25 protein-coding genes are annotated in these 21,702 nt (G+C 65.1%); 12 read left to right on the top strand and 13 right to left on the bottom strand.

Translation table 11 applies throughout. From position 1 onward, the window contains the following. Nucleotides 1-2: 2 nt before the first annotated feature. Nucleotides 3-287 (bottom strand): DUF6476 family protein, encoded by a 285-nt coding sequence (locus BLV27_RS04250; RefSeq protein WP_092642870.1) that lies wholly within the window; start codon nt 285-287, stop codon nt 3-5. On the opposite strand from BLV27_RS04250, the gene BLV27_RS04245 reads away from it, so the two are divergent. From BLV27_RS04245 to BLV27_RS04230, 4 genes are all read left to right on the top strand, one after another. Then, nucleotides 286-1,305 (top strand): RluA family pseudouridine synthase, encoded by a 1,020-nt coding sequence (locus BLV27_RS04245; protein ID WP_092642867.1) that lies wholly within the window; start codon nt 286-288, stop codon nt 1,303-1,305. The genes BLV27_RS04250 and BLV27_RS04245 overlap by 2 nt on opposite strands. Before the next feature lie 231 nt (nt 1,306-1,536). Then, nucleotides 1,537-2,433, top strand: coding sequence for an RNA polymerase sigma factor RpoH (rpoH, locus tag BLV27_RS04240; RefSeq protein ID WP_092642864.1), 897 nt, complete (start codon nt 1,537-1,539; stop codon nt 2,431-2,433). Between the two features lie 146 nt (nt 2,434-2,579). Further along, nucleotides 2,580-2,849 (top strand): DksA/TraR family C4-type zinc finger protein, encoded by a 270-nt coding sequence (locus tag BLV27_RS04235; RefSeq protein WP_092642860.1) that lies wholly within the window; start codon nt 2,580-2,582, stop codon nt 2,847-2,849. A 48-nt stretch (nt 2,850-2,897) separates the two neighbouring features. Continuing rightward, complete coding sequence (locus tag BLV27_RS04230) at nt 2,898-3,881, top strand: Gfo/Idh/MocA family protein (protein ID WP_092642856.1); 984 nt, start codon at nt 2,898-2,900, stop codon at nt 3,879-3,881. A gap of 225 nt (nt 3,882-4,106) precedes the next feature. Here the strand turns inward: BLV27_RS04230 and BLV27_RS04225 are convergent, their stop codons facing one another. Beyond that, complete coding sequence (locus BLV27_RS04225) at nt 4,107-4,766, bottom strand: 50S ribosomal protein L25/general stress protein Ctc (RefSeq protein WP_092642853.1); 660 nt, start codon at nt 4,764-4,766, stop codon at nt 4,107-4,109. A 179-nt stretch (nt 4,767-4,945) separates the two neighbouring features. On the opposite strand from BLV27_RS04225, the gene sseA reads away from it, so the two are divergent. From sseA to BLV27_RS04205, 4 genes are read left to right on the top strand one after another with little or no spacing between them, the layout of a single operon-like run. After that, on the top strand, nt 4,946-5,821 hold the full coding sequence (sseA, locus tag BLV27_RS04220) for a 3-mercaptopyruvate sulfurtransferase (RefSeq protein ID WP_425283636.1): 876 nt from the start codon (nt 4,946-4,948) through the stop codon (nt 5,819-5,821). Between the two features lie 5 nt (nt 5,822-5,826). Beyond that, a complete protein-coding gene (locus BLV27_RS04215) occupies nt 5,827-7,011 on the top strand; it encodes an amino acid aminotransferase (RefSeq protein ID WP_092642850.1) in 1,185 nt (394 codons plus the stop codon). A gap of 8 nt (nt 7,012-7,019) precedes the next feature. Continuing rightward, nucleotides 7,020-7,427, top strand: a complete 408-nt coding sequence (locus tag BLV27_RS04210) for a VOC family protein (protein ID WP_092643024.1) — start codon at nt 7,020-7,022, stop codon at nt 7,425-7,427. After that, nucleotides 7,420-8,154 carry a TSUP family transporter gene (locus tag BLV27_RS04205; RefSeq protein WP_092642847.1) on the top strand — a complete coding sequence of 245 codons (735 nt, stop codon included), beginning with the start codon at nt 7,420-7,422 and terminating at the stop codon, nt 8,152-8,154. Before BLV27_RS04210 ends, BLV27_RS04205 begins: the two co-directional genes overlap by 8 nt. Here the strand turns inward: BLV27_RS04205 and BLV27_RS04200 are convergent. Then, complete coding sequence (locus tag BLV27_RS04200; protein WP_092642844.1) at nt 8,138-8,680, bottom strand: NADPH-dependent FMN reductase; 543 nt, start codon at nt 8,678-8,680, stop codon at nt 8,138-8,140. The two genes, BLV27_RS04205 and BLV27_RS04200, sit on opposite strands and share 17 nt — an antisense overlap. A gap of 57 nt (nt 8,681-8,737) precedes the next feature. Here BLV27_RS04200 and BLV27_RS04195 point away from each other — a divergent pair, with 57 nt between their 5' ends. Both BLV27_RS04195 and BLV27_RS04190 read left to right on the top strand, forming a co-directional pair. Beyond that, nucleotides 8,738-10,384: a thiamine pyrophosphate-binding protein gene (locus BLV27_RS04195; RefSeq protein WP_092642841.1), complete on the top strand. Its 1,647-nt coding sequence runs from the start codon at nt 8,738-8,740 to the stop codon at nt 10,382-10,384. Between the two features lie 354 nt (nt 10,385-10,738). Beyond that, nucleotides 10,739-11,083, top strand: a complete 345-nt coding sequence (locus BLV27_RS04190) for a hypothetical protein (RefSeq protein ID WP_092642838.1) — start codon at nt 10,739-10,741, stop codon at nt 11,081-11,083. Between the two features lie 107 nt (nt 11,084-11,190). Here the strand turns inward: BLV27_RS04190 and BLV27_RS19275 are convergent, their stop codons facing one another. The 4 genes from BLV27_RS19275 to lgt form a co-directional block, all read right to left on the bottom strand. Further along, nucleotides 11,191-11,334, bottom strand: a complete 144-nt coding sequence (locus BLV27_RS19275; RefSeq protein ID WP_170831345.1) for a hypothetical protein — start codon at nt 11,332-11,334, stop codon at nt 11,191-11,193. 130 nt (nt 11,335-11,464) lie between these two features. Then, nucleotides 11,465-12,229 (bottom strand): peptidoglycan editing factor PgeF, encoded by a 765-nt coding sequence (pgeF, locus tag BLV27_RS04185; RefSeq protein ID WP_092642835.1) that lies wholly within the window; start codon nt 12,227-12,229, stop codon nt 11,465-11,467. Further along, nucleotides 12,226-13,281 carry a class I SAM-dependent methyltransferase gene (locus BLV27_RS04180; RefSeq protein WP_092643021.1) on the bottom strand — a complete coding sequence of 352 codons (1,056 nt, stop codon included), beginning with the start codon at nt 13,279-13,281 and terminating at the stop codon, nt 12,226-12,228. Before BLV27_RS04180 ends, pgeF begins: the two co-directional genes overlap by 4 nt. After that, nucleotides 13,281-14,174: a prolipoprotein diacylglyceryl transferase gene (gene lgt / locus BLV27_RS04175; protein WP_092643018.1), complete on the bottom strand. Its 894-nt coding sequence runs from the start codon at nt 14,172-14,174 to the stop codon at nt 13,281-13,283. The genes BLV27_RS04180 and lgt overlap by 1 nt, the downstream gene beginning before the upstream one ends. A gap of 112 nt (nt 14,175-14,286) precedes the next feature. On the opposite strand from lgt, the gene BLV27_RS04170 reads away from it, so the two are divergent. Beyond that, nucleotides 14,287-14,532: an accessory factor UbiK family protein gene (locus BLV27_RS04170; RefSeq protein WP_092642832.1), complete on the top strand. Its 246-nt coding sequence runs from the start codon at nt 14,287-14,289 to the stop codon at nt 14,530-14,532. Nucleotides 14,533-14,630: 98 nt separating this feature from the next. Here the strand turns inward: BLV27_RS04170 and BLV27_RS04165 are convergent, their stop codons facing one another. The 6 genes from BLV27_RS04165 to BLV27_RS04140 form a co-directional block, all read right to left on the bottom strand. Continuing rightward, the gene (locus tag BLV27_RS04165) at nt 14,631-15,644 is read right to left on the bottom strand and encodes a threonine aldolase family protein (RefSeq protein WP_092643015.1); all 1,014 of its coding nucleotides are present in this window, start codon (nt 15,642-15,644) and stop codon (nt 14,631-14,633) included. A 7-nt stretch (nt 15,645-15,651) separates the two neighbouring features. Continuing rightward, entirely contained in the window at nt 15,652-16,128 is a 477-nt protein-coding gene (locus tag BLV27_RS04160; RefSeq protein ID WP_092642829.1) for a YcgN family cysteine cluster protein, read from the bottom strand. Then, nucleotides 16,121-17,050, bottom strand: a complete 930-nt coding sequence (locus BLV27_RS04155) for a bifunctional riboflavin kinase/FAD synthetase (RefSeq protein ID WP_092642825.1) — start codon at nt 17,048-17,050, stop codon at nt 16,121-16,123. The genes BLV27_RS04160 and BLV27_RS04155 overlap by 8 nt, the downstream gene beginning before the upstream one ends. A 91-nt stretch (nt 17,051-17,141) precedes the next feature. Continuing rightward, nucleotides 17,142-17,585 carry a MaoC family dehydratase gene (locus BLV27_RS04150; protein WP_092642822.1) on the bottom strand — a complete coding sequence of 148 codons (444 nt, stop codon included), beginning with the start codon at nt 17,583-17,585 and terminating at the stop codon, nt 17,142-17,144. A 108-nt stretch (nt 17,586-17,693) separates the two neighbouring features. Beyond that, on the bottom strand, nt 17,694-18,566 hold the full coding sequence (locus BLV27_RS04145) for a TIGR01459 family HAD-type hydrolase (RefSeq protein ID WP_092642819.1): 873 nt from the start codon (nt 18,564-18,566) through the stop codon (nt 17,694-17,696). 83 nt (nt 18,567-18,649) lie between these two features. Continuing rightward, complete coding sequence (locus BLV27_RS04140) at nt 18,650-19,411, bottom strand: Hint domain-containing protein (RefSeq protein ID WP_170831344.1); 762 nt, start codon at nt 19,409-19,411, stop codon at nt 18,650-18,652. Nucleotides 19,412-19,552: 141 nt separating this feature from the next. On the opposite strand from BLV27_RS04140, the gene BLV27_RS04135 reads away from it, so the two are divergent. Then, nucleotides 19,553-21,691 carry a tetratricopeptide repeat-containing sulfotransferase family protein gene (locus BLV27_RS04135; protein ID WP_092642813.1) on the top strand — a complete coding sequence of 713 codons (2,139 nt, stop codon included), beginning with the start codon at nt 19,553-19,555 and terminating at the stop codon, nt 21,689-21,691. Nucleotides 21,692-21,702: the final 11 nt, after the last annotated feature.

Here is a 21,702-nt window from a genome sequence, read left to right as displayed (position 1 = left end):
CGTCAGTTCAGCGCGAGGTCCCGGCGGAAGGTACCGTCTGGGGCGAAGATCAACACCCTGTCGTCCTCGGTCGTGGCAAGCCAGTAGGACGCGGATTGGGTGACCGCGACGACCCTTGCACCTTCGGGAATTTCCAGCTGATCGGGCAGGGTGACCGCCGCCCCCGGCAGGCGCGTGACAAGCAGGCCAACGACGGTTATCAGCCCGATAATCATCACCCCCGTCAGGATTGTGACCAGCGTCTTAAGAAAGCGCAGGTCAGGGGGAAGCCCGGGGTTTTCATCCATGTCCGACACGCCAAACTCCTCAAAGGTCGTTGCCTTTGTCATCGCGGAAAACCCGCCATCGCGTCTGGATAAGGCAATCGCCCGCGACGTGCCAGCCGAGGCACATCTGTCACGGTCCCGGTTGTCCAAGCTGCTGGAGGAGGGGCGTGTCACCGTGGACGGCGCGGCCGCCGGGGCCCGCGACAAGGTAAGCGAAGGGGCCGAGGTCGTGGTTTCCGTGCCCATCGCGGACGACCCCGAGACGCGCCCCGAAGATATATCCTTGACCATCGTCTACGAGGACGCCGACCTGATCGTCATCGACAAGCCCGCCGGCATGGTCGTCCACCCCGCTCCCGGATCGCCCGGCGGCACGCTGGTCAACGCGCTGTTGCACCATTTCGGCGGGAACCTGTCGGGCGTCGGCGGCGAGAAGCGGCCCGGCATCGTGCACCGCATCGACAAGGAAACAAGCGGCCTTCTGGTGGTGGCGAAATCGGACGCGGCCCATCATGGACTGGCCGCGCAGTTCGAGCAACACACGGTCGAGCGTCGCTACATCGCCGTTTGCCACGGAGTGCCGAATGCCGGCGATCCCCGTCTGCGCGGCACACGGGGCGTCAGTTGGGAACAGGCGGACATCCTGAAAATCACGACGCAGCTGGCGCGGCACCGGACCGATCGGCAGAAGCAGGCAGTCTGCTGGGAGGGGGGACGCCACGCCGTGACGCGGGCGCGCACCGTGGAAGCCTTTGGTCCGGCCGCACTGATCGAATGCTGGTTGGAGACGGGGCGCACGCACCAGATCAGGGTTCACATGGCCTATGCCGGGCACGGGCTGATCGGCGACCCGACCTATGGCGGCGCGCGCCGCCTGCCGCGCGATCATCCCGGTGTGGAGGCAGTCGCGGGCTTCCCGCGCCAGGCCCTTCACGCGGAAACCCTTGGTTTTGTGCACCCCGTAACCGGAGAGGAAATCCGGTTCACTTCCAATCTGCCGCAGGACATGCAGGACCTTGTTGCTGCCCTGCGGCGGTAATCGGTCTCGGCAGGGAACCTTCACCGCAGTTGGGACGTTTTCTGTGCATTTAAGCAGGGCGATCGGGCCGTTTCAGCCGTAGTGGTGCGCAATGCCATAGGCTACACCAACATCCCGACGCCGGATCTTGGGAAACACGTCCCCGTGATCCCCCAAATCTTGAAGTTCAACGGAACAGACCCCAACTAACGGATATGGGGTGTTAAGCCCATTAACATCAGGGAGCCCGTCATGGCCGCCACATATGCCAATCTTCCGGCACCGAATCCCGAAGCCGGTTTGAACCGGTACCTGCAGGAGATTCGCAAGTTCCCGATGCTGGAACCCGAAGAAGAGTACATGCTCGCCAAGCGCTGGGTCGAGGAGGGGGACACCGAGGCCGCGCACAAGATGGTCACATCCCACCTGCGCCTCGCCGCGAAAATCGCGATGGGATATCGTGGCTATGGTCTGCCGCAGGCCGAAGTCATCTCCGAAGCGAACGTCGGGTTGATGCAGGCCGTCAAGAAGTTCGACCCCGAGAAGGGCTTCCGCCTCGCTACCTACGCGATGTGGTGGATCCGTGCCGCGATCCAGGAATACGTCCTGCGGTCGTGGTCGATGGTAAAACTGGGCACGACTTCGGCGCAAAAGAAGCTGTTCTTTAACCTTCGCAAAGCGAAGAACCGTATCGGCGCGCTGGAGGAGGGCGATCTGCGCCCTGAGAACGTGCAGCGCATCGCCACTGATCTGGGCGTGACCGAGGCCGAGGTCACGTCGATGAACCGGCGCATGTCGGGGGGCGATGCCTCGCTCAACGTGCAGGTCGGCTCGGACGGCGAAGGCTCGACCCAATGGCAGGACTGGCTGGCCGACGACAGCGCCGATCAGGCTGGCGATTATGCCGAGAAGGACGAATTCGATACGCGCATCGACATGATGACCGAGGCAATGGGAGTGCTTAACGAGCGCGAAAAGGATATCCTTACCCAACGTCGTCTGTCCGAAGAGACGGTCACCTTGGAAGATCTGTCGACCAAGTACGAGGTCAGCCGCGAGCGAATCCGCCAGATTGAGGTGCGCGCTTTCGAAAAGCTGTCGAAGCGTGTCCGCGAACTGGCTCGCGAGAAAGGCATGGCCCCTGCATAAGCAGCGCCGATCGCGGCTCCGGTCTGCCGGAGCGTTCGAAAGGCCGGAACGGGGCCGCGTCCGAACAGGCGCGGCCCCTTGCTTGTGGGCGCGGTCGTAATCTGCTGCATTTGACTGGACGCAGCAATGTTGAAGCGGAGAGCGAGATGGCAGGTGGATGGGCAAAGGACGGGGCCGTTTCGGAGCAGATCGAAGCCTCGATCAATGACGAATTGGCGCGGTTGAAGGCGCGCAAGTCTCCGACAGGGGAAAGTCTGACCCATTGCGCGGATTGCGAGGAACTGATCCCGGAGGCCCGACGAGAGGCGCTGCCGGGGGTCAAGCTCTGCATTGATTGCGCGGGACAACGCGATGCACGAACCGCGCCGAGGTCGGGTCCAAACCGGCGCGGCAGCAAGGATTTACAACTGAAGTGACTGGACACTGCCGCGCAGCCGCGAAACCTTGGCGGCGGAGGTGTCCCTATGACCAAACCAATCCGCTGGGGCGTGCTGGGCGCGTCGAATTTCGCACTGCGCAAGATGGTCCCTGCGATCCATCTGGCGCACCGGCATCAATTCGTTGCTCTTGGTACCCGCTCGCCAGCCAAGGCCGCATCCTTTGCGGGCCTGGCCCCCGGCTTGCGCGTGCATGGCGATTACGATGCACTCCTGGCGGACCCGGACGTGGATGCCGTCTATATTCCGTTGCCCCATACGCTGCACATCGAATGGGCGATCAAGGCGCTGCGCGCGGGCAAACACGTGCTGGTGGAGAAGCCGGTCGCGATGCACGCCGATGAGATTGCGCCCCTGATCGCCGCGCGCGACGAAACGGGCCTGATCTGTGCCGAAGCTTACATGATCGTGCATCATCCCCAGTGGCAGCGGGTGCGCGACCTGTTGGCCGACGGCGCGGTGGGGACGCTTCGGCACGTGGAGGGCGTCTTCACCTACAACAACGCCGACGATCCGGGGAACATTCGCAATTCGGCGGCGACCGGCGGTGGCGCGCTGCCGGATATCGGCGTCTATTCATACGGTTCAACCCGATGGGTTACCGGGATGGAGCCGGAGGAAATCACCCACGTCGAGATCGATTGGGAGGACGGTTGCGACGTGCTGGCACGCGTATCTGCGCGGTTTCCCGCCTTCACTGCGCATTTCGTCAATTCGATGAGGCTGCTGCCCGAGCAGTTCGTCGTCTTTCACGGCGACACGGGCTTGATTCGCATGACCTGCCCGTTCAACGCGGGCACTTTCGACATCGCGCGGATCGAAGTGCATGGGCCCAAGGCCGCGCGCGTCGAACGCTGGGCCGAGCCAAACCAGTACGTTCTTCAGGTCGATGCTTTCGGAGCCGCAGTGCGTGGGGAGCAGGCCTTTCCCTGGTCGCTAGAGGATGCGCGCGGCACGCAGGCGATGATCGACGCCGTCTATGCCAAGGCGGGCGGACGACCGGCGGGCTAGCCATTCCGGACTCTTCGACCTCGTGGCTCCTGATGTGCTTCGCTTTCTTTCGGATCGAGGCAACGCATCCCAAGGTCGTGGTGAAGCCGCGTGTCGGCGCGCTGGCTTGCATCGGGGGGGCCGGAACCACTTGTCCGTCAACTGTGCCGTCCTCCGGGATCGGCATGCAAAACGGGCGCGACGGTTTCCCGTCGCGCCCGTTCATCTTTCGGTCAGATGTGCGACTTACGCTTCGGCGTCGTCGGACTTCTCGTTGATGACCTCGGTCTCGGGGGCCTCTTCGCCCTCCTCGTCCTCGTCCTTCTGCGATGCCAGACCCGACGGGGCCTGCATGTTGCCCAGAACGAAGTCGCGATCGATCGTCGCCACGGACCCCTTGGGCAGCGTCACATCCGAAATGTGCAGCGTATCGCCGATTTCCATGCCCGAGCAATCGACGGTGATCGCCTCGGGGATGTCCCCGGCAGTGACGCGCAGCTCGACTTCCGGGCGCACGATGGTCAGAACGCCACCCTGCTTGTCGCCGGGGCAACCCTCGACACCCTCGAACACGACGGGGATGAACAGGTTCACCTTGGACGTGCGGCGTAGGCGCATCAGGTCCAGGTGGGTCGGCAGGTCCTTGACCACGTCGCGCTGAACGTCGCGGGCGATGACGCGGACGTCTTCCTGACCCTCGACTTTCAGGTTCCAGAGGGTGGCGCGGAAGCGCCCAGCCTTGAGCTTCTTCAGCAGGTCATTGAAGGGGATCTGAATCGGCAACGGATCTTCGCCGCCACCATAGACGACGCCGGGAACCATTCCGTCCCGACGAGCTTGACGAGCGGCCCCCTTGCCTGTCCCCGTCCGTGCATGTGCCACGAGATCCGGAATCTCTTTAGCCATGATGTTTCTCCATATGATAAAGGGGCGGCCTCCAAGGGTGTCCGCCCGGTCGAAGCCCGCCCATTAAGGCCCGCGCGCACGCAAGGCAAGCCCCTGCGCGTCGCTGGTCCGTTGCGCCCGGCCCGCCGCGGGCGTAAGCCGCTCGGGATAAAACGATCCGACCCCCGGAGGCCCGCTAGATGTCAAACCCCGCGACTGAACAAATGCGCGACGACCCTGCGACATTGGTGTCGACCCGGTGGCTGGCACAGCGCCTGACATCGCCGGATCTGCGGGTCATCGATGCGTCATGGTATTTGCCCGATGCGGGCCGCGACCCCGAGGCGGAATATACCGCCGCCCACATCCCCGGCGCGCGCTTTCTGCACCTGGACGACGTCAGCGATGCGCGCAGCGCCCTGCCGCACATGGCCCCGCCAGTTGAGAAGTTCATGTCGCGCCTGCGCAAGATGGGCGTGGGCGATGGGCACCGGATCGTGATCTATGACGGCAACGAAGGCGGGGTGTTTTCGGCCGCCCGCGTCTGGTGGCTGTTTCGGCTGTTCGGCCAGACTGCGGCGGTTCTGGACGGCGGCATCGCCAAGTGGCGGGCGGAGGGCCGGCTTGTGACCACCGACCTGCCAACGATCCGCGACCGGCACATGACCGTGACGCGCCACCCCGAGTTAATGCGCGACGTAACCGAAGTGGCGCAGGCGGCCAAGTTGGGCCGCGCGCAGATCGTCGATGCCCGCGCGGCCCCACGGTTTCGGGGCGACGCCCCGGAACCCCGGCCCGGCCTGCGGGCGGGCCATATTCCAGGATCGAAGAACGTGCCGATCAAGACGTTGTTCCGGGCCGACGGTGCGATGAAGGACGGGGCGGACCTTGCTCAGGCTTTCGTATCGGCGGGCGTCGATCTTGAAAGACCGGTCATCACAACCTGCGGGTCCGGTGTGACGGCGGCCGTGCTGAACCTCGGTCTTGCCCGGCTGGGGCACGACGAAAATTCCCTTTACGACGGCAGTTGGTCGGAGTGGGGGCGCTATCCTGATCTGAAAATCGAAAGAGGCTGATCCCGATGATGAACGCACTGACCCCGCAGGCCCCCGACAAGATCCTGGCGCTGATGGCAGCCTATCGCGAAGACCCGCGCGACACCAAGATCGACCTTGGCGTGGGCGTCTATAAGGACGCGACGGGCCTGACCCCCGTGATGCGCGCGGTTAAATCCGCCGAGCGCCAACTGGTCGAGATACAGGACACAAAGGTCTACACCGGCCTTGCAGGCGATCCGGCTTTTGCCGAGGTACTCTCGAAGCTGGTTCTGGGCGATGTGCGGCCGACCGACCGCCTTGCCTGCGTGGCGACGCCGGGCGGCACCGGGGCCATCCGTCAGGGCCTGGAGCTGATGCGCATGGCGGCACCCGATGCCCGGCTCTGGCTGTCGATGCCGACCTGGCCCAACCATCCGGCAATTGCCAAATATCTTGGCGTCCCGGTTTCGGAGTATCGCTATTTCGACGCGCAAACTGGCGGTGTCGATTTCGCCGCGATGATGGGGGATCTGTCATCCGCGACCGCAGGTGATGTGGTGATGCTGCACGGCTGCTGCCACAATCCAACGGGCGCGAACCTGACATTGGACCAGTGGAACGACGTCGCCGATCTGATCATCGAGAAGGGCTTGATCCCCTTCGTCGATATTGCCTACCAAGGGTTCGGCGACGGGCTGGAGGCAGATGCCAAGGGCATGCGAGCGCTGATCGCCAAGGTGCCCGAGGCGCTGATCGCGGCCAGTTGTTCCAAGAACTTCGGCATCTACCGGGAACGCACGGGCCTGCTGATGGCCATTGCGCCTTCAGCGGACAAGCTGTCGGTGACACAGGGGGCCATGTCCACGTTGAACCGCCTGAACTTCAGCTTCCCGCCCGACCATGGCGCACGCGTGGTGCAGATGATTCTAACCGATGATGTGCTGCGCTCCGATTGGGCGGCGGAGTTGGAGGACGTGCGTACCGGCATGCTCGGCCTGCGCGAAGCCCTTGCCGCCGCCCTGCGCGAGCGGACGGGGTCGGACCGCTTCGGCTTCCTTGCCGCGCACCGGGGCATGTTTTCTCTGCTGGGGGCAACGCCTGAGCAGGTCGAGACGATGCGTCGGGAGCATGGCATTTACATGGTGGGCGACAGCCGCATGAACATCGCCGGGCTGAACGCGCGGACGGTGCCCCTGCTGGCGGATGCGATCGTCGCCGCAGGGGTTTGACCGTGAAAATGGACGGTGGGTCGGTTCGCGTCGCGACGCTGGACCACCTCGTCCTCACGGTCGCCGACCCCGAGGTGACGGCGGCGTGGTACGTCCGCGTGCTGGGCATGACCCAGGCCGAGTTCCGGCCCGCCGACGGATCGACGCGGATTGCGCTGACGTTCGGGACGCAGAAGATCAACCTGCATCGCGCTGGAGCCGAGTGGGAGCCGAAGGCAGCGCATCCCGGACCGGGCACGGCGGACCTGTGCTTTCTGTCCCATGACCCCCTGGGCCGATGGCTGGCGCATCTGGATGCTCTCGGCATCGCGGTCGAGTTGGGGCCGGTCGCGCGCAGTGGCGCAACCGGGCCGATCACGTCACTTTACCTGCGTGACCCAGACGGCAACCTGGTCGAAGTCTCGGAGCGTGGCTGACCTTCTGCCATCGCCGGGCGTATGGGCGGCGTGTCTGCTTGCGGTGGTCCTCGGCACGGTCGTGCAACGGCTGGCCGGACAGGGGTTCGGCATGGTCGCGGCACCGATGCTGGCGCTTTTGGCCCCGTCCTATTTGCCGGGCACGGTCCTACTGGTCGGGCTTTGCGTCGGTGCGGGGTCTTTCATGGCCGATCGCTCCGCTGTCGTGCTGCGCGATTTGCCGCCGGGGTTCACGGGGCGCGCCTTGGGGGCGGCCATCGCCGCCTGGATCGCCGCACGCGTCGTCGGGACGCCCGCGCTGCCGCTGGTAACCGGCCTCTTGGTCTGGCTTGCGGTCGGCCTGACGTTATTGGGCCTGCGCTTGCCGGTGACGCCGCCCACGCTGTTCGGGGCGGGAACAATGGCCGGCGTCATGGGCACGCTAACTGGGATCGGTGCGCCGCCCATGGCCATCGTCTATGCCAACGTGGAGACGCGGCGGTCGGTGGCCACGCAAAACGTGTTCTTCGCTTTCGGCATGGCGGTCTCGATCGCCGCACTTCTCCTGGCGGGCGTCATCGGGTTGCGTCATCTGGTCTTCGCCGTCACGCTCGCCCCGGCCGTGCCGGTCACGCTCTGGGCGGTGCGCCCGCTGGCCGGCCGCGTGGCGAAGCGGGCGATCCGGCCTTGGGCCCTGGGCCTTGCATCGATCGCGGCGGGCGTCCTGATCTTCAGGAGCCTGCTTTGACGCGCAGCTTTTCGATCAGGGTGGTCAGGGCCTTGAGGTTGATCTCGTTCGTCAACCGGCCTTCGGCGTCGAACTGGTTGCTGGCTTGCCCGACCAGAACGTCCGGCCCGGTCAGAACGTCCGCACCGAACGGCACCATGTTCAGGCGTAGCGCGGCCTGAGTCCGTTCGCCCCCGGCGCGGCCCCCGGTGGCGGACATGATCGCGACGGGTTTCCCCTGCCAGACCCCGCCCGGCACGCGGCTGATCCAGTCGAGCGCGTTCTTCAACACACCCGGCGGGGCCTTGTTATACTCCGGGCAGGCGATCAGCACGGCGGGCGCGTCCTTGATCTGCTGGGCCAGGGTCTGGACCTCGGCGGGTACGCCTTCCGCCTCCTCCAGATCGCCATCGTAGAGCGGCAGGCGCAGGTTCGCTTCCGTTACGCCGCCGAACAGGCGACCCGCCTCCAGAAGCAATTTGCGGTTGAAGCTGCCGCGGCGGAGCGAGCCGCAGAGACCGAGTGCGGGACCGTAGGCGGTGGACATTCAGGAACCTTTCCGTTTCGACTGCGCCAAATGCGCGTTCCACGGGAGGATAGTGCGATGCGGCACGGCGGCCAGATACTTGTGGACCAACTTTATATTCAGGGGGTGCGCCGTGTTTTCTCGGTGCCAGGCGAAAGCTTCCTTGCGGCGCTGGACGGATTGCATGACGTCGGTATCGACAATGTGGTCTGCCGACAGGAAGGCGGGGCCGCGATGATGGCCGAGGCAACGACCAAGCTGACCGGCACGCCCGGCGTCGTTCTGGTGACGCGCGGGCCGGGGGCGACGAATGCCAGTGCCGGCTTGCATATCGCGATGCAGGACTCGACGCCAATGGTCTGTTTCGTGGGCCAGATCGCGCGTCACCATCGGGATCGGGGTGCGTTTCAGGAAGTTGATTACCGTGCTTTGTTCGGCGGTTTGGTAAAATGGGTGGCCGAGGTCGACCAGACGGACCGGCTGCCCGAATACATCGCGCGGGCCTTTTCGGTCGCACAGTCGGGGCGGCCCGGTCCGGTGGTGCTGGCGCTGCCGGAAGACATGCTGTCGGCCATGGCCGATGTGCCCGACCGGCCCGCGGTGGTGGTGCCGACCCCTGCCGTGCCTGATTTGGACGAGATGGTCGCACGGCTGGCCAAGGCCGAGCGCCCGCTGGTCGTTGTGGGTGGATCGCAATGGTCGCCGGACGCCGCGACCTGCCTGCAAGGTTGGGCGGAGCGGAATGGCCTGCCCGTCGCCGTCGCGTTCCGGCGGCAGGATAGAATCGACAACCGCTCGCCGTCCTATGTGGGCGACCTCAACGTCGGGCCGAACCCCAAGCTGATGGCGCGGCTCAAGAACGCGGATTTGATCGTGGCGCTTGGTACACGATTGGGTGACATCGCGACCGGAGGGTACGAGGTGTTGGACCCCGTGCGCGACGCGCCGCGGGTCATCCACGTGCACCCGGATGCGGACGAATTGAACCGGGTCTGGTCCTCGGTCGTTCCGATCGTCGCGCGGGCCTCCGATGTGGCCATGGCCCTGTTTGCGCGCGACGATGATCTGCCCGGCTGGCACGCCGAGACCGCCCAGGCCCGCGCCGATTACGAGGCCTGGGTCCAACCAAGGGAAACGCCCGGGGCGGTCAAGTTGGAGCAGGTGATCGCGCATCTTGATGCCACGCTGCCCGATAACGCCGTGGTGGCGAACGGGGCCGGGAATTACGCGGCTTTCCTGCACCGGTATTATCGGTGGAAAGGGCACGGGACGCAGCTGGCCCCGACGTCCGGCTCCATGGGGTACGGCTTCCCGGCGGCGATTGCCGCGTCGATCCACCGCCCGGACGTGCCGGTGATCTGCCTCGCGGGCGACGGCTGCTTCCAGATGACCTGCAACGAAGCCTCGACCGCCGTACAACACGGCGCAAAGCCTGTCGTGATCGTCGCCAACAACGGTCGCTACGGCACGATCCGCATGCACCAGGAGCGGCACTATCCAGGCCGCGTCTCGGGAACGGAGTTGGCCAACCCCGACTTTGCGGCATTGGCGCGCGCTTACGGAGGGCAGGGCTGGACGGTCGAGACGCAGGAGGATTTCGCGCCCGCATTGAAGGCCGCGCTGGCCTGCGGGCGCTTTGCCGTGATCGAGTTGAAGCTGGATCGGGACATGCTGACGCCGGGTGCATCCTTGTCTGACATGGCGGCGCTTGGCGGATCGAAATGACCGACGACCATCGTCTCGCCCCCGCTGACCGGGACGCGTTCGAGAAAGCCTGACCGGCCTGCCGGAAATCTGCGCCTACACAGCCGAAGGGGGGCATTCCTGCGCCAAGAAGGTGCTGGACGTCATGGCCTGCGGTGCTGGTGCAACGCAAGAAATTGCGGCCTTGGACGGATGTATGGATGGGGCTGTGCCGCGAGCCTGCACTCGCTGGCAGTTGGGCTCGCTGTCGGTTCTGTGAACCTGGACACCTGCGACGCCCCGAATTCCATGCCGGCAGCGGCGACGGTCTGGCAGGAGCGCGATTGGTGGGCGATGGACTAAGGGCCGGCGCTTTCGCGCGGCTTCGCGGCTCTCATGGTCCGTGCCACCGTTGAAGGGTTTGAGTTTATCACGCTGGGTGCGCAAGTCAGCCATAAATGCGAACAGGCGGGTTATATGGGTATGGGCGCAACTTGCGCAGGGGACCGATCTGCTGGAATTGGCCGCGCCGGTCGTATCCGACCACTGCGTGATCCGCACGTCGCGGGGGATGCGGCAGAGCTGGCGGCAAAGCTTCAGATCGACGGTAATGCGTTCTTCTTGATCAAGGTGGCCGACGGGCAGAGCTGCTTGCGCGCGGCCATCACCAACCGCCGGACGATGCGCTCGGATGTTCTGATGTTGATCGGGGCGTTGGAGACGGCTGTCGTATCGGCCTGAGTAAATAAATCCGAACGCGGCCCAGTTGGCAGACAGCGGCCGCGTTCGGGTTCGATCAAGGGCGGAGCGATACTCAACACCCCGGATCGATCTTCAAGATCGTCCGGTCACGCGGTGCGTGCGGCTGTCTGCTGAGCGGGGGTTGCCTGCTCCGGCGTGGCGGGTGCGGGGCGACGCCGGGTCCAAGGCATCTGGAGGTCAGCCTCTCGGGCGGCTTCGATGGTGCGGTCCATCCAGATCTGACGGGACATGACGTCCTCCGGCTTAGCATTTCATTAAGCAGATTTATGCCGGGCGGGCAGGGCAGCGGTGGGACGGAGTGCGGGTCTTTCGGAGGCGGGATTGTGTCAGGAATTAGGACAGGTCGCTTGCCCTGTCCGGTCAGAGCTGTATTGCAGCAATCAATCGCCCGTAGTCCGCCTGACCCGCATGCGTCGCGCGCCGATAGGAATAGAAGCGGCTGGGGTCCGCATAGGTACAGTGGCCCGTCCATTCCGCATCCGCGCCGGTCTTGCGAATGCGCCAGAGGCTGTAGCCGGGCAGGTCGAACATGTAGCGATCGCCTTCGCCGTTGATGAAGAAGCGGCTCGCTTCGGGCGCGTCATCGATGAACGGCTCCGGGAATTCAGGTCCGACCTCATAGAACCGCTGGCTGATTGTCGGGCCGATGGCCACGCGGATGTTATGTGCTTCCGCGCCCAAACCTTGCATCGCCTCGATCGTGGTTTCCAGAATGCCGGCCAGCGCCCCCTTCCAACCTGCATGGGCGGCCCCGATGACACCGGCTTCGGGGTCGTAGAAAAGGGCCGGCTGGCAGTCGGCGGTCAAGACAGTCAGGACCTGGCCCGGTACGTTCGTGACCAATGCGTCGGCGCGGCGCGGTGCCCCGTCGGGGTCGGTCGCATTGCACAGGGGGCCATCAATCACCACGGCGTCGGCGGAATGAACCTGGTTCACGCCGTGCAGCGGGCCGCCCATCGCCTCGGCCACGCGAGCGCGGTTCATCTCTACGGCTTCTGTCTGGTCAGAGGAACCCAGCCCGCAGTTCAGGCCTTCGAAGATACCCGACGACGCTCCACCCTTGCGGGTGAAGAATCCGTGGTGCACGGGGCCAAGCAGATCGGAGGTCAGGGCTTCCAGTGTCATGGGTCAAATCCCGGCGGCAGAGCGGCCTCTGGCGGTACCAGAGCCATCGCCTTGAAAAGGTCGCCCATCTTGGTGGGGTGGGTCAAGCGACGATGCGCGGTGACATGCGCGTCCAATGCGGCCCCCGTCAATCCGCGCGCCAGGGCCTGTGCCCGCGCCGTGATGCCCAAACGCTCCAACAAAACCCCTTGCGTCGTCATGAGGCTGACGCGCGCCGGACGGGCGGCGCGGGCGACGGCCTCGAAATCCACATGCGCCGTCAGATCGGCCTGTCCCGGATGGGCGAGCGGGTCTTCCGGTGCATGCGCGCGCAGGGCCTGCAATGTGTCGCCGCGGCTGCGCCAGTGGCCGTAGTCGATGAAAATCGCCGCCCCGCCCCCCGAGACGCGATCCGCAACCGACGCAACGAGGCCTGGAAGGCCCGGACATCGCTCCACTAGCGTGCCATCGGGTACGTCATGGTGGGCCAATTCGGGAACCGGTACCGGGGGTGACAGGGCAAAAGTCAGGGAATCGCCATCCGCCGTCACGAGCCGCTCCCGCCATTCGGTGCCGTCGCGCACGTGCTGGCGGATCGGCAGGGCGTCGAGGAATTCGTTGGCAAGCAGGAACTGCGGAAGCTCGGGCAGGGTATCGACTGTGTCGTGCCAGACCGGGGCATGTCCTGACAGGCTCGCGGCCTGCACCTCGCGCAAGGTGGGCGAAGCCTCGACCAGATGCACCTCCGCCGCTTCGACAAACCCGGCCACGGCGCGACCGACGCGCAACACGTCTGCTGTCAGGGTTCCCCGCCCCGGTCCCAGTTCGGTCAGGGCGAAGCGGGCAGGCCGGCCCTGCTCGATCCAAGTCTGCGCCAGACAGAGGCCCAGCATTTCCCCGAACATCTGGCTGATCTCGGGGGCGGTGGTGAAATCGCCGGCTTTGCCGAACGGATCGCGCGTCGAATAATACCCAAGTGTCGGATGCAGCAGGCAGTCGGACATATAGTCGGCCACCGTCAGCGGCCCGGTCGCATGGATACGCGCCAGCAGATGATCGCGCAACGTGTCGATCATGCCCGCCGGAAGCGCAGCGCCACTAGCAGGACAACGACGCCCGCCACGACCATCGGCAGCGAGAGAAGCTGCCCCATGGTCAGCCCGATGTCCGATCCACCGACAACGTGACCCAGCGGATTGTCGGGCGTGATGTACTGCGCATCGGCCTGTCGAAAGTATTCCACAAAGGTCCGTGCCGCACCGTAACCGATCAGGAACAGGCCGAAAATCAGCCCCGGCGTCTTAAGCCCGCCCCGGAGCGCCACGATCCAGAGCAAGACCAGAAGAACCAGGCCTTCCAGTATCGCCTCGTAGAGCTGGCTTGGATGGCGCGCGCAAAGTTCGCCCACGTTCGCGCAGGCCTGCGCGGCCCCGCCGGGGAAAATCACGGCCCAGGGCGCGTCGGATGGACGACCCCAAAGCTCCGCATTGATGAAATTCGCCACCCTCCCGAGGCCCAGCCCCAGCGGCGCGCAGAGCGCCGCGATGTCGACGATGGCAGGGACGGAAATCCCCTTGCGCCAAGCATAAATCCCCACGCCAAGCCCGGTGCCGATTGCGCCGCCGTGGAACGACATGCCGCCGCCCCGCAGGTTGAGGATTTCCAGCGGGTCCTGAAGGAGGAGCCCCGGCTGATAAAACAGCACATAGCCGATCCGTCCGCCCAGCACGATGCCGAGCACGACCCAGGTCATCACATCCTCGACCTGATCTCGGGTCATCGGCGCGGTGTCTCGGGGCCAGAGTGCCGGTCGCGATACCAGCCAGCGCCCCATCATCCAGCCACCCAGGATGCCCGCGATATAGGCCATGGCGTACCACTTCACCGCAAAGCCGATGACGGGGATCGTGAACATATCCGGCGAAATGTCGGGAAACGTCAGGGCGAGGGGAAGCGATGCGATCATGCCCAGTGCAATGCCCGTCCCCCGCGACAAGTTCAATGGTCGGGCCGTGCAATCCTTGAGGTCGCGGGCCAATCGCCCCATATGTCATGCAAGCAGCCCGGAGGCCCAAGACATGCAGACCCGCAATCGTATCATGGACGACATCGGTCAATTGATGACCAACGCAATGGGCGTGGCCCAAGGTGCCAAGGACGAAGCCGAGACGGCGATGAAGTCCCTTCTTGATCGTTGGATGGCGGATCGTGATTTCGTGACCCGCGAGGAATTCGACGCCGTGCGTGCTATGGCCCAGAAAGCCCGCGAGCAGAACGAGGCGCTGAGCGCGCGCCTCGATGCGCTCGAATCCAAGAAGAAGTGATCGGGCGGGGCGCGCCCCCGGTTGATCGTTTGCCCTTCCGACGACCCGTACCGAGATGACAGCGGCGCGGGTCGTTTTGTAATTCAGGGGCGGACGCCCTAGCCTGCGAAAAGCTCAAGCAGCCGGTCCACCTCGGCCTCCGTCTTGGTGAAGTCGCAGACGAGACGGCAGAGCGGTTCCTCGGCGTTGTCCATCAGGTAATATTGCGCTTCCGCTTGGGCCTTGTCGTGCGCGCTGCGGGGCAGGCGGCAGAAGATCATGTTGGCCTGCGGCTCCCACTCCATCCGTGCACCGATGTCGCGCAGGCCCTTGGCCAGACGCTGCCCAGCGGCGTTGGCGGCACGGGCGTTGTCCAGCCAGAGATCGTTTTGCAAATAGGCCAGCATCTGCGCCGACAGGAACCGGTGCTTGGACCAAAGCTGCGCGGCGCGTTTGCGTCGCAGTTGCATCTCCCAATGATGGGCCGGGTCGCGCATTACGATCGCCTCGACCCCCATGCAGCCGTTCTTGGTGCCGCCGAAGCTGACCATGTCAAAGCCCCGCACCATCTCGGCTGCCGTGCAATCCAGCGCGGCGCAGGCATTGGCAAAGCGCGCGCCGTCCAGGTGGGTCCGGATCCCGGCGTCCTTGGCCATCCCGGTCAGGGCACCCAGTTGGTCCAGGGAATAGAGCGTCCCCGCCTCGGTCACGTTGGTCAGGGACAGCGCACCCTTCTGAACATTGTGCACCGACCCGCCGGTCCGCGCGATCATAGCGGCGAGAGCGTCCTTGTCGATCCGCCCTTGCGCTCCGTCGATCAGGACCAGCTTGGCCCCGCCGGTGTAGAACTCCGGCGCGCCGCATTCGTCCTCCTCGATGTGCGCAATGCGGTGGCAGAGTACCGTTTCCCAAGGCTGCACCAACCCCGCCAGCGCAAGCGCATTGGCCCCAGTGCCCGTCGCGACCAGCAGGACTTCGGCCTCCGGCCAGTTGAAAAGGGTGCGGATCTGCTCGGTCACCTGGCGCATCCAAGGGTCATTGCCATAAGGCATGGCGGCCCCGGCATTGGCATCGACAATGGCCTGTAGAATTGGGCCGGCCACGGGACCGGTATTGTCGGACGCAAAATTCAGGTTCATGTCAGGCCCCTCCGGTGGGCTCTTCGATCAGGTGATCTTCCCAGTCGTCTTCGTGCACGACCGTTTCGGACAGCGTTTCGTCCATCATCGATGCGCCCGCCTTATGGGGGGACATCGGGTCGCCGGTCAGCAGGGGGTGCCAATGCGGCAGGTCTCGTCCTTCGTGCAGGCGGCGATAGGCGCAGGTGTCGGGCATGAAATAGGCGGCCTTGGGCAATGATTGAGGCGTCAGGACCACGCATTCCGGCACGAACGTCAGCCGCGCATCATAGTTGGAACAGCGGCAGGTCTGATCGTCGAACAGCCGGCAGGCGATCCGCGTGAACACGACTTCGCGGGTGTCCTCGTCCTCCAGTTTGTTAAGGCAGCATTTTCCGCAACCGTCGCAAAGCGCTTCCCATTCCTTGGGGTTCAGGTCTGACAGGCCCCGCTCCCAGAACTGGGGGCGTAGCCCGTCCCGGTCGATCGGGTCATCCACGGGGCAGCTCGGCCAGGATAGCGCGCGCGCGCATACTATCGTCATTCATCTGGGTGACGAGCGCTTCCAGATCGTCGAATTTCATTTCCGGCCGTAGCAGGTCTACCAGCGCGACCGAGAGGTGCTTGCCATAGAGATCACCCTCGAAGTCGAACAGGAAGGTTTCGATGTTTGGCGTGTTCTCCCCGAACATCGGGCGCACACCCAGCGAGGCCACGCCGTGGTATTGCCCGGCCTGCGGCCCCTCCAGCACGTCAACCAGCACCGCATAGACACCCAGCCGTGGCAGGTGCAGGCCCTGAACCGACATGTTGGCGGTCGGATAGCCCAGCGTGCGGCCCCGCTTTTCGCCATGTAGAACGGGCCCCTCGATCCGGTGCCAGTGGCCCAGCATCTTCGCCGCCTCGCGGGGGCGGCCTTCGGCCAGCGCGATGCGGATCGCGGTCGACGACACGGGCGTGATGTCGCCCAGTAGATCAGCCGTGGAGACATCAAAACCAAGCCGCGCGCCGCCTTCGATCAAGACATCAACGTCGCCGGCGCGCCCTTTGCCAAACCGAAAATCGGCCCCTGTGACCACGTGGTTCAGCCCAAGTCCGCCGGCCAGAACGTCAGCCATGAAGGCTTCGGCGGTCAACGGCGCTATCTTGGCGAAAGGCAGTTCGAACAGGATATCGACACCCAACTTGGCCAGGCGGTTCGCCCGCGCCTCGGCCGACATGAGCCGGAAGGGCGGGGCATCGGGGGCGAAAACCTCGCGTGGGTGAGGCTCGAAGGTCACGACCGCCAGGGGCATCCCCTCGCGCCGCGCCAGGTCAAGAACCGCCCGGTGGCCCAGATGCACGCCGTCGAAGTTGCCCACGGCCGCTGAGGCCCCGCGCGCGTCCGGTGGAATGTCGTGATGATCCCGAAAAATCCGCATGAAACGCGGCTAGCCCGACGGACCCGAAGGCGCAAGCATGGCCGCTTCCCTGCGTCCCAAATATGCGAACGCAATCAACCGATGGGTCGGTTCAGTCGAACTTCCGCGAAGGGGCCAAAACCACCGCCTCGCCCTTGAGAACCTTCTTGCCGTCGATGGCGCAGTGCGTTTCCATCGTCACACGGCGTTTGGAAATATCCATGTCGGTGACGGTGACGACAGCCTCGACCATGTCGCCGGGGCGCACTGGTGCCAGGAATTTCAGCGTCTGACCCAGATAGACCGTGCCGTGACCCGGCAATTGCTCCCCTATGACGGCGGAGACCAGGCCGGCCGTCAGCATCCCGTGCGCAATCCGTCCTTCGAAGATGGTATCCTGCGCATAATCGTCGTCCAGGTGCACTGGATTGTGGTCGGTGGAGACTTCGGCAAACAGCTGTATGTCGCGATCGGTTACGATTTTGCGCAGGCTGCGGCTCATGCCGATTTCGATGTCTTCGATGCAGATCGTGCCGCGCGGTGCGTTGTCGAGCATGTCCGAATCCTCCGAAACCGATGCCGTGATACACCTAGCGCAAATGCCGCGTTGCGGCAATCCCTTGTGAAATATAAGTTCGCCTAGTGGTAATTTTTAGAGTGATAGTTACCGAAGCGTGCCGATCACGTAGGTCGGAGCCACGCCGGTTTCAGCCAGGTAGGTGGCCAGCTTGTCCGGGTCCGGTTCGCCGCCCGGCTTCGTGCCTGTTTCCACAGCCCCCAGTCCACCAGAGATGAATAACAGGTCGAGGTCTTCACCCATCGCCCCCGCCGCATCCGTTGCAGGTCCGTCGCCAATGGCCAAAATTCCCGCGTCCGACACGTCCTTGATCTCGGCAAGGCGGCGGCGGGCAAGGTCATAAATCGGAGGATGGGGTTTGCCGAAATAGAGGCTTTCGCCACCCATCTCGGAGTACAGCTTTGCCAGCGACCCGGCGCAATACTCGCGACGCTCGCCCCGATCGACAACCAGATCGGGATTTGCGCACAGCAGTTTTAACCCGCGCGTCTTGGCGGCCAGGAATTCGGGCCGCATCACCGACGGATCTGCCATCGGGTCGAACGGACCGGTGCAAACGATACCCTCGGCCTGATCCAATGGCACGCGCTCGATCGGGGTGGGGTTTTCCAGGATCGCGGGGGGCTCGAAGAACCCGATGTCGTGCGCGGGGCCAAGGTGCCAGACCTTGGTGCCCACGGCCCCGTTGAACATGGCGACGCGGGCCGAATCGCCCGACGTGGCGATGTTGTCATAGGCGTCGTCAGGCACGCCGATGTCTTCGATCTGCGCGGCGACTCCGGCACGTGGACGGGGCGAATTCGTCAACAAGATCACGACGCCGCCCGTCTTGCGATAGGCCTGCAGTGCCTCAACGGCCCCGGGCAAAGGACGGACCCCGTCGTGCACACAGCCCCATAAGTCGACGAACATGGCGCGATAACGGTCCGACACTTCGGACAGGGCGGAGATGATCTGCATGGAAAACGGGCCTCGCTGCTGCGTTGCTCCGTTATCTACAGCAAGCGGCGGGGCGGTAAACCCGCGGTTGGTCCGCCGTCCGATTAGACGCCGGCCAACGCCAGTCCAACCGCCTCGGCCGGTGTGAGATAGGGGATGCGTGGCGCGCCAAACCCGGCCCCGCCGGTCGTCTGCGGAAAGAGCTTGGCCAGATCTGCCAGAACGGTTCGGTTCAGGCTGCGCACGGTGGCCCGTGCCGGGTGGTAGCTTTCGATTGCCAGCCCTGCGGCCAGCATCGCCTCCTGCCCACGGCAGGCGATGCCATAGACGGTGACCTCACCGGGCGGGACGATGGCGGCGACGTTGTGACCGTCCTCGAACGCGGAAATTGGGGCGAAAGCCAGTGTCCCGCCGACAAGGTCCACGCATTTCTTGCTGTCAATCAGGACGTGGGCGGATGCCCCCAGAAGAATGTCGACGTCCGGGCCGGAGGCCCCGAAGGCGCGCGCCGCGACCCGGTAAAACATGGGCCGTTCGGCCGTGCTGGAGTAGCTGCGCGACCCGATCCAATCGATCCGGGCCATGCCGCCGCCGCGCACCATCACCTGGTCACCGGGGATCAGATCCTCGACCGCGACCGGACCACGGGGGCCGCGCAACATGGCGCTGCGCGCGAAGCTGGATACGGCAGCTTCTACCTCGGGTGTGTCGGGAAGGGAGCGTCGATCCCAAGTGGCCATGCCACGGTGGTCGACCCAAGCAAGGTCGTAGGATGCGGTGGTCCGAACTTCGGCCCCCCGCGTGTCGCCATCGGGGCCCGGAACCGGGCTGAACGAGGCGGAAGGAAGCCGCTGATATGCTGTCATGACAAGGCTGTCCTGGCAAATGCGGCCCCCACCGCTTGGCTTCATTAACCCATACTTGGCCGCTTTATCTACGCCTCTTTCGGAAACAATCGGTTTCGTATGCCCGTTTCGGTGCCGTTCCGACCATGATACGCGAAGCGAATGACCCAAGACGTTCCCGCCCCCGCCGAGATGCTGACCGCCGCCCGCACCGCTCTGGAGGCGGAGCGGGCGGCGGAGGCTTGTACCCTTCTGAGGTCATTGGTCAAAACGCACCCTCAAGCCGCTGAAGCCTGGCTTCAGCTTGCCAAGGCGGAAGCGGCCTTGGGCGCGGCGGACCCCGCGCGCACCGCGTTCGATCGGTGCCTGGCGCTGGCCCCGAAGGAACCCGTGGTCTGGCTGGAGTACGCCCTCTTCGAAGCCACGCAGGGCAAGGGGGGCAAGGTTACCGCGCGGGCCCGCAAGGCCGGATTGCCCCAAGCCCTTGTCGGCATGGTGCAGGCAGCGGGCACCGGGCAGGGGGCAAGGGCGATGGGTGCTGGCGCGGCGACAAAGGCGGACCTGGCGGCCATCGCCAAGGCAAGTGCCGGGCGCGCGATCGCGTCGGTCGAGGCGCGGGCGATTCCGCTTCTCAAGGTACGGCCGGGGGCCGTTGTCTGGGGTTTGCTGGCGCAGGCGCAATACGACGCGGGACGTCTGGCTCAGTCGGTCGAGGCCTTCCGCCAGGGATTGAAACTTGAGCCCTACGCGGTGGACCTGCGTCTGGGGCTGACGCGCGCATTATCCGCACAGGGTGAGCTTGCCGCCGCCCTGGTGGAGGCGCGACGGGCCGCGCAGGTCGCACCATTGTCGAAGGCTGCGCAGCTGATCTATGGGCGGATTGCCCTTCAGGCCGATCTCGCGGCCCGCGCCATGTCCGTCGCTGACGCCCTTTTGGCCCGATACCCGACCGACGATGCCGTACTTGCGCTGGCCGCCGAGGCGGCGCTGGTACTGGGGCGCGACGCGGACGCGGTCAGGTTTGCCCGCGCCCGGTCGAACAAGGCCGCGGATCAGCTGATCCTGCTGGCTCGCGTTTTGCGCGATACCGGGGATGATGCGGGGGCCCTTGAAACGCTGGACCGGGTTCTTGCGAAATCTCCGGGGGATGCGGGCGCGCTGTCTATTCGGGGGCAGTCGCGGCAGACGATGGGCGATGCCGACGGGGCAGAGGCTGACCTTCGGGCAAGCCTCGCCGCCGACCCTGCCGATGGCGTGGCCGCGCGCGCACTGGCCTACGGCACAAGGCTGGCCGCCGATGACCCGGCGATCGCTCTGATGCGGCAGACCCTGAAACGGCCTGGCCTTTCCGCGACGGGGCGCCGGATGCTGGACTACGCGCTTGCGCGGGCGCTGGTCGGGTACGATCCAGATGCGGCGGCCCGACACCTGGCCGAAGCCAACGCGTCCATGCTGCGCAGCTACCCTTACGACCGGCAGCAATTGCGCAGCCTTCTGGAGCGGACGACCGACGCGACATGGCCCGCAGTGCGCGCGGCGCAGGCACAAGGGGCTGAAAGTGCGCAATCCGCCGCCCCGATCTTCGTCACTGGCTTGCCTCGATCCGGCACCACGCTGGTCGAGACGATCCTTGCCGCGCATCCCGACGTGATCGCCGGCGGGGAAATGGGGGTCCTCCAAGGCAGCCTCGCCAACCTGACTGCACGCGTTCAGAATGGCGACGAACTGGGCTCGGATGACCTGAGCGCAGCCGGTGCGACCTATGCCGCTGGTGCCGAGCAGGCGGTCGGTCGGGACGCAGCGGGTCGGCGCATCACCGACAAGTCGATTTTCACCTTTCTCGATATCGGATTGGCGCGCGCGGTCCTGCCGCAGGCTCACATTGTCGTCGTGACTCGTGATCCGCGCGATGTCGGCCTCTCGATCTGGCGCAACGCGTTTCGCGAAGGATCGCATCGCTATGCGGCTTCGCAAGAAGGGATCGCGGACCAGATCGAGTTGTTCCGGGACGCGCTCGCCTTCTGGGAGGCGGAGCTGCCGGGCACTGTGCACCGTATCGCCTACGAGGATTTGCTGAACGATCCGGAGGGGCAATCACGTGCCGTGCTGGATTTTGCGGGCCTCGACTGGGACCCGCGCGTCCTTTCGTTCCATGAACACGCGGGGGTAGTGAAGACGCTCAGCTTCGCGCAGGTACGACAGCCGATCTATCGTTCCTCGAAGGGGGGATGGGAGAAGAGCGCAGATGAAATTGCGCCGCTGATCGCGGCGTTGTCTCGGAAGGGGCTTCTGCCCGATTGAAGCACGGCGTG

This window comes from Jannaschia faecimaris (assembly GCF_900107415.1).
Taxonomy (GTDB): Bacteria; Pseudomonadota; Alphaproteobacteria; order Rhodobacterales; family Rhodobacteraceae; genus Jannaschia; species Jannaschia faecimaris.
This window is presented reverse-complemented; position numbering and strand designations above follow the sequence as displayed.

Bases quoted from the DNA above. Each gene is read 5' to 3' on its own strand.
- rpoH (WP_092642864.1), top strand. From the start codon at position 1,537: ATGGCCGCCACATATGCCAATCTTCCGGCACCGAATCCCGAAGCCGGT.
- BLV27_RS04150 (WP_092642822.1), bottom strand. From the start codon at position 17,585: ATGCTCGACAACGCACCGCGCGGCACGATCTGCATCGAAGACATCGAA.
- BLV27_RS04215 (WP_092642850.1), top strand. From the start codon at position 5,827: ATGATGAACGCACTGACCCCGCAGGCCCCCGACAAGATCCTGGCGCTG.
- pgeF (WP_092642835.1), bottom strand. From the start codon at position 12,229: ATGACACTGGAAGCCCTGACCTCCGATCTGCTTGGCCCCGTGCACCAC.
- BLV27_RS04145 (WP_092642819.1), bottom strand. From the start codon at position 18,566: ATGCAGATCATCTCCGCCCTGTCCGAAGTGTCGGACCGTTATCGCGCC.
- BLV27_RS04190 (WP_092642838.1), top strand. From the start codon at position 10,739: ATGGTCCGTGCCACCGTTGAAGGGTTTGAGTTTATCACGCTGGGTGCG.
- BLV27_RS04200 (WP_092642844.1), bottom strand. From the start codon at position 8,680: ATGTCCACCGCCTACGGTCCCGCACTCGGTCTCTGCGGCTCGCTCCGC.
- BLV27_RS04235 (WP_092642860.1), top strand. From the start codon at position 2,580: ATGGCAGGTGGATGGGCAAAGGACGGGGCCGTTTCGGAGCAGATCGAA.
- sseA (WP_425283636.1), top strand. From the start codon at position 4,946: ATGTCAAACCCCGCGACTGAACAAATGCGCGACGACCCTGCGACATTG.
- BLV27_RS04170 (WP_092642832.1), top strand. From the start codon at position 14,287: ATGCAGACCCGCAATCGTATCATGGACGACATCGGTCAATTGATGACC.
- BLV27_RS04195 (WP_092642841.1), top strand. From the start codon at position 8,738: ATGCGGCACGGCGGCCAGATACTTGTGGACCAACTTTATATTCAGGGG.
- BLV27_RS04225 (WP_092642853.1), bottom strand. From the start codon at position 4,766: ATGGCTAAAGAGATTCCGGATCTCGTGGCACATGCACGGACGGGGACA.
- BLV27_RS04155 (WP_092642825.1), bottom strand. From the start codon at position 17,050: ATGCGGATTTTTCGGGATCATCACGACATTCCACCGGACGCGCGCGGG.
- BLV27_RS04140 (WP_170831344.1), bottom strand. From the start codon at position 19,411: ATGACAGCATATCAGCGGCTTCCTTCCGCCTCGTTCAGCCCGGTTCCG.
- BLV27_RS04135 (WP_092642813.1), top strand. From the start codon at position 19,553: ATGACCCAAGACGTTCCCGCCCCCGCCGAGATGCTGACCGCCGCCCGC.
- BLV27_RS19275 (WP_170831345.1), bottom strand. From the start codon at position 11,334: ATGTCCCGTCAGATCTGGATGGACCGCACCATCGAAGCCGCCCGAGAG.
- BLV27_RS04245 (WP_092642867.1), top strand. From the start codon at position 286: ATGTCCGACACGCCAAACTCCTCAAAGGTCGTTGCCTTTGTCATCGCG.
- lgt (WP_092643018.1), bottom strand. From the start codon at position 14,174: ATGATCGCATCGCTTCCCCTCGCCCTGACGTTTCCCGACATTTCGCCG.
- BLV27_RS04250 (WP_092642870.1), bottom strand. From the start codon at position 287: ATGGATGAAAACCCCGGGCTTCCCCCTGACCTGCGCTTTCTTAAGACG.
- BLV27_RS04210 (WP_092643024.1), top strand. From the start codon at position 7,020: ATGGACGGTGGGTCGGTTCGCGTCGCGACGCTGGACCACCTCGTCCTC.
- BLV27_RS04230 (WP_092642856.1), top strand. From the start codon at position 2,898: ATGACCAAACCAATCCGCTGGGGCGTGCTGGGCGCGTCGAATTTCGCA.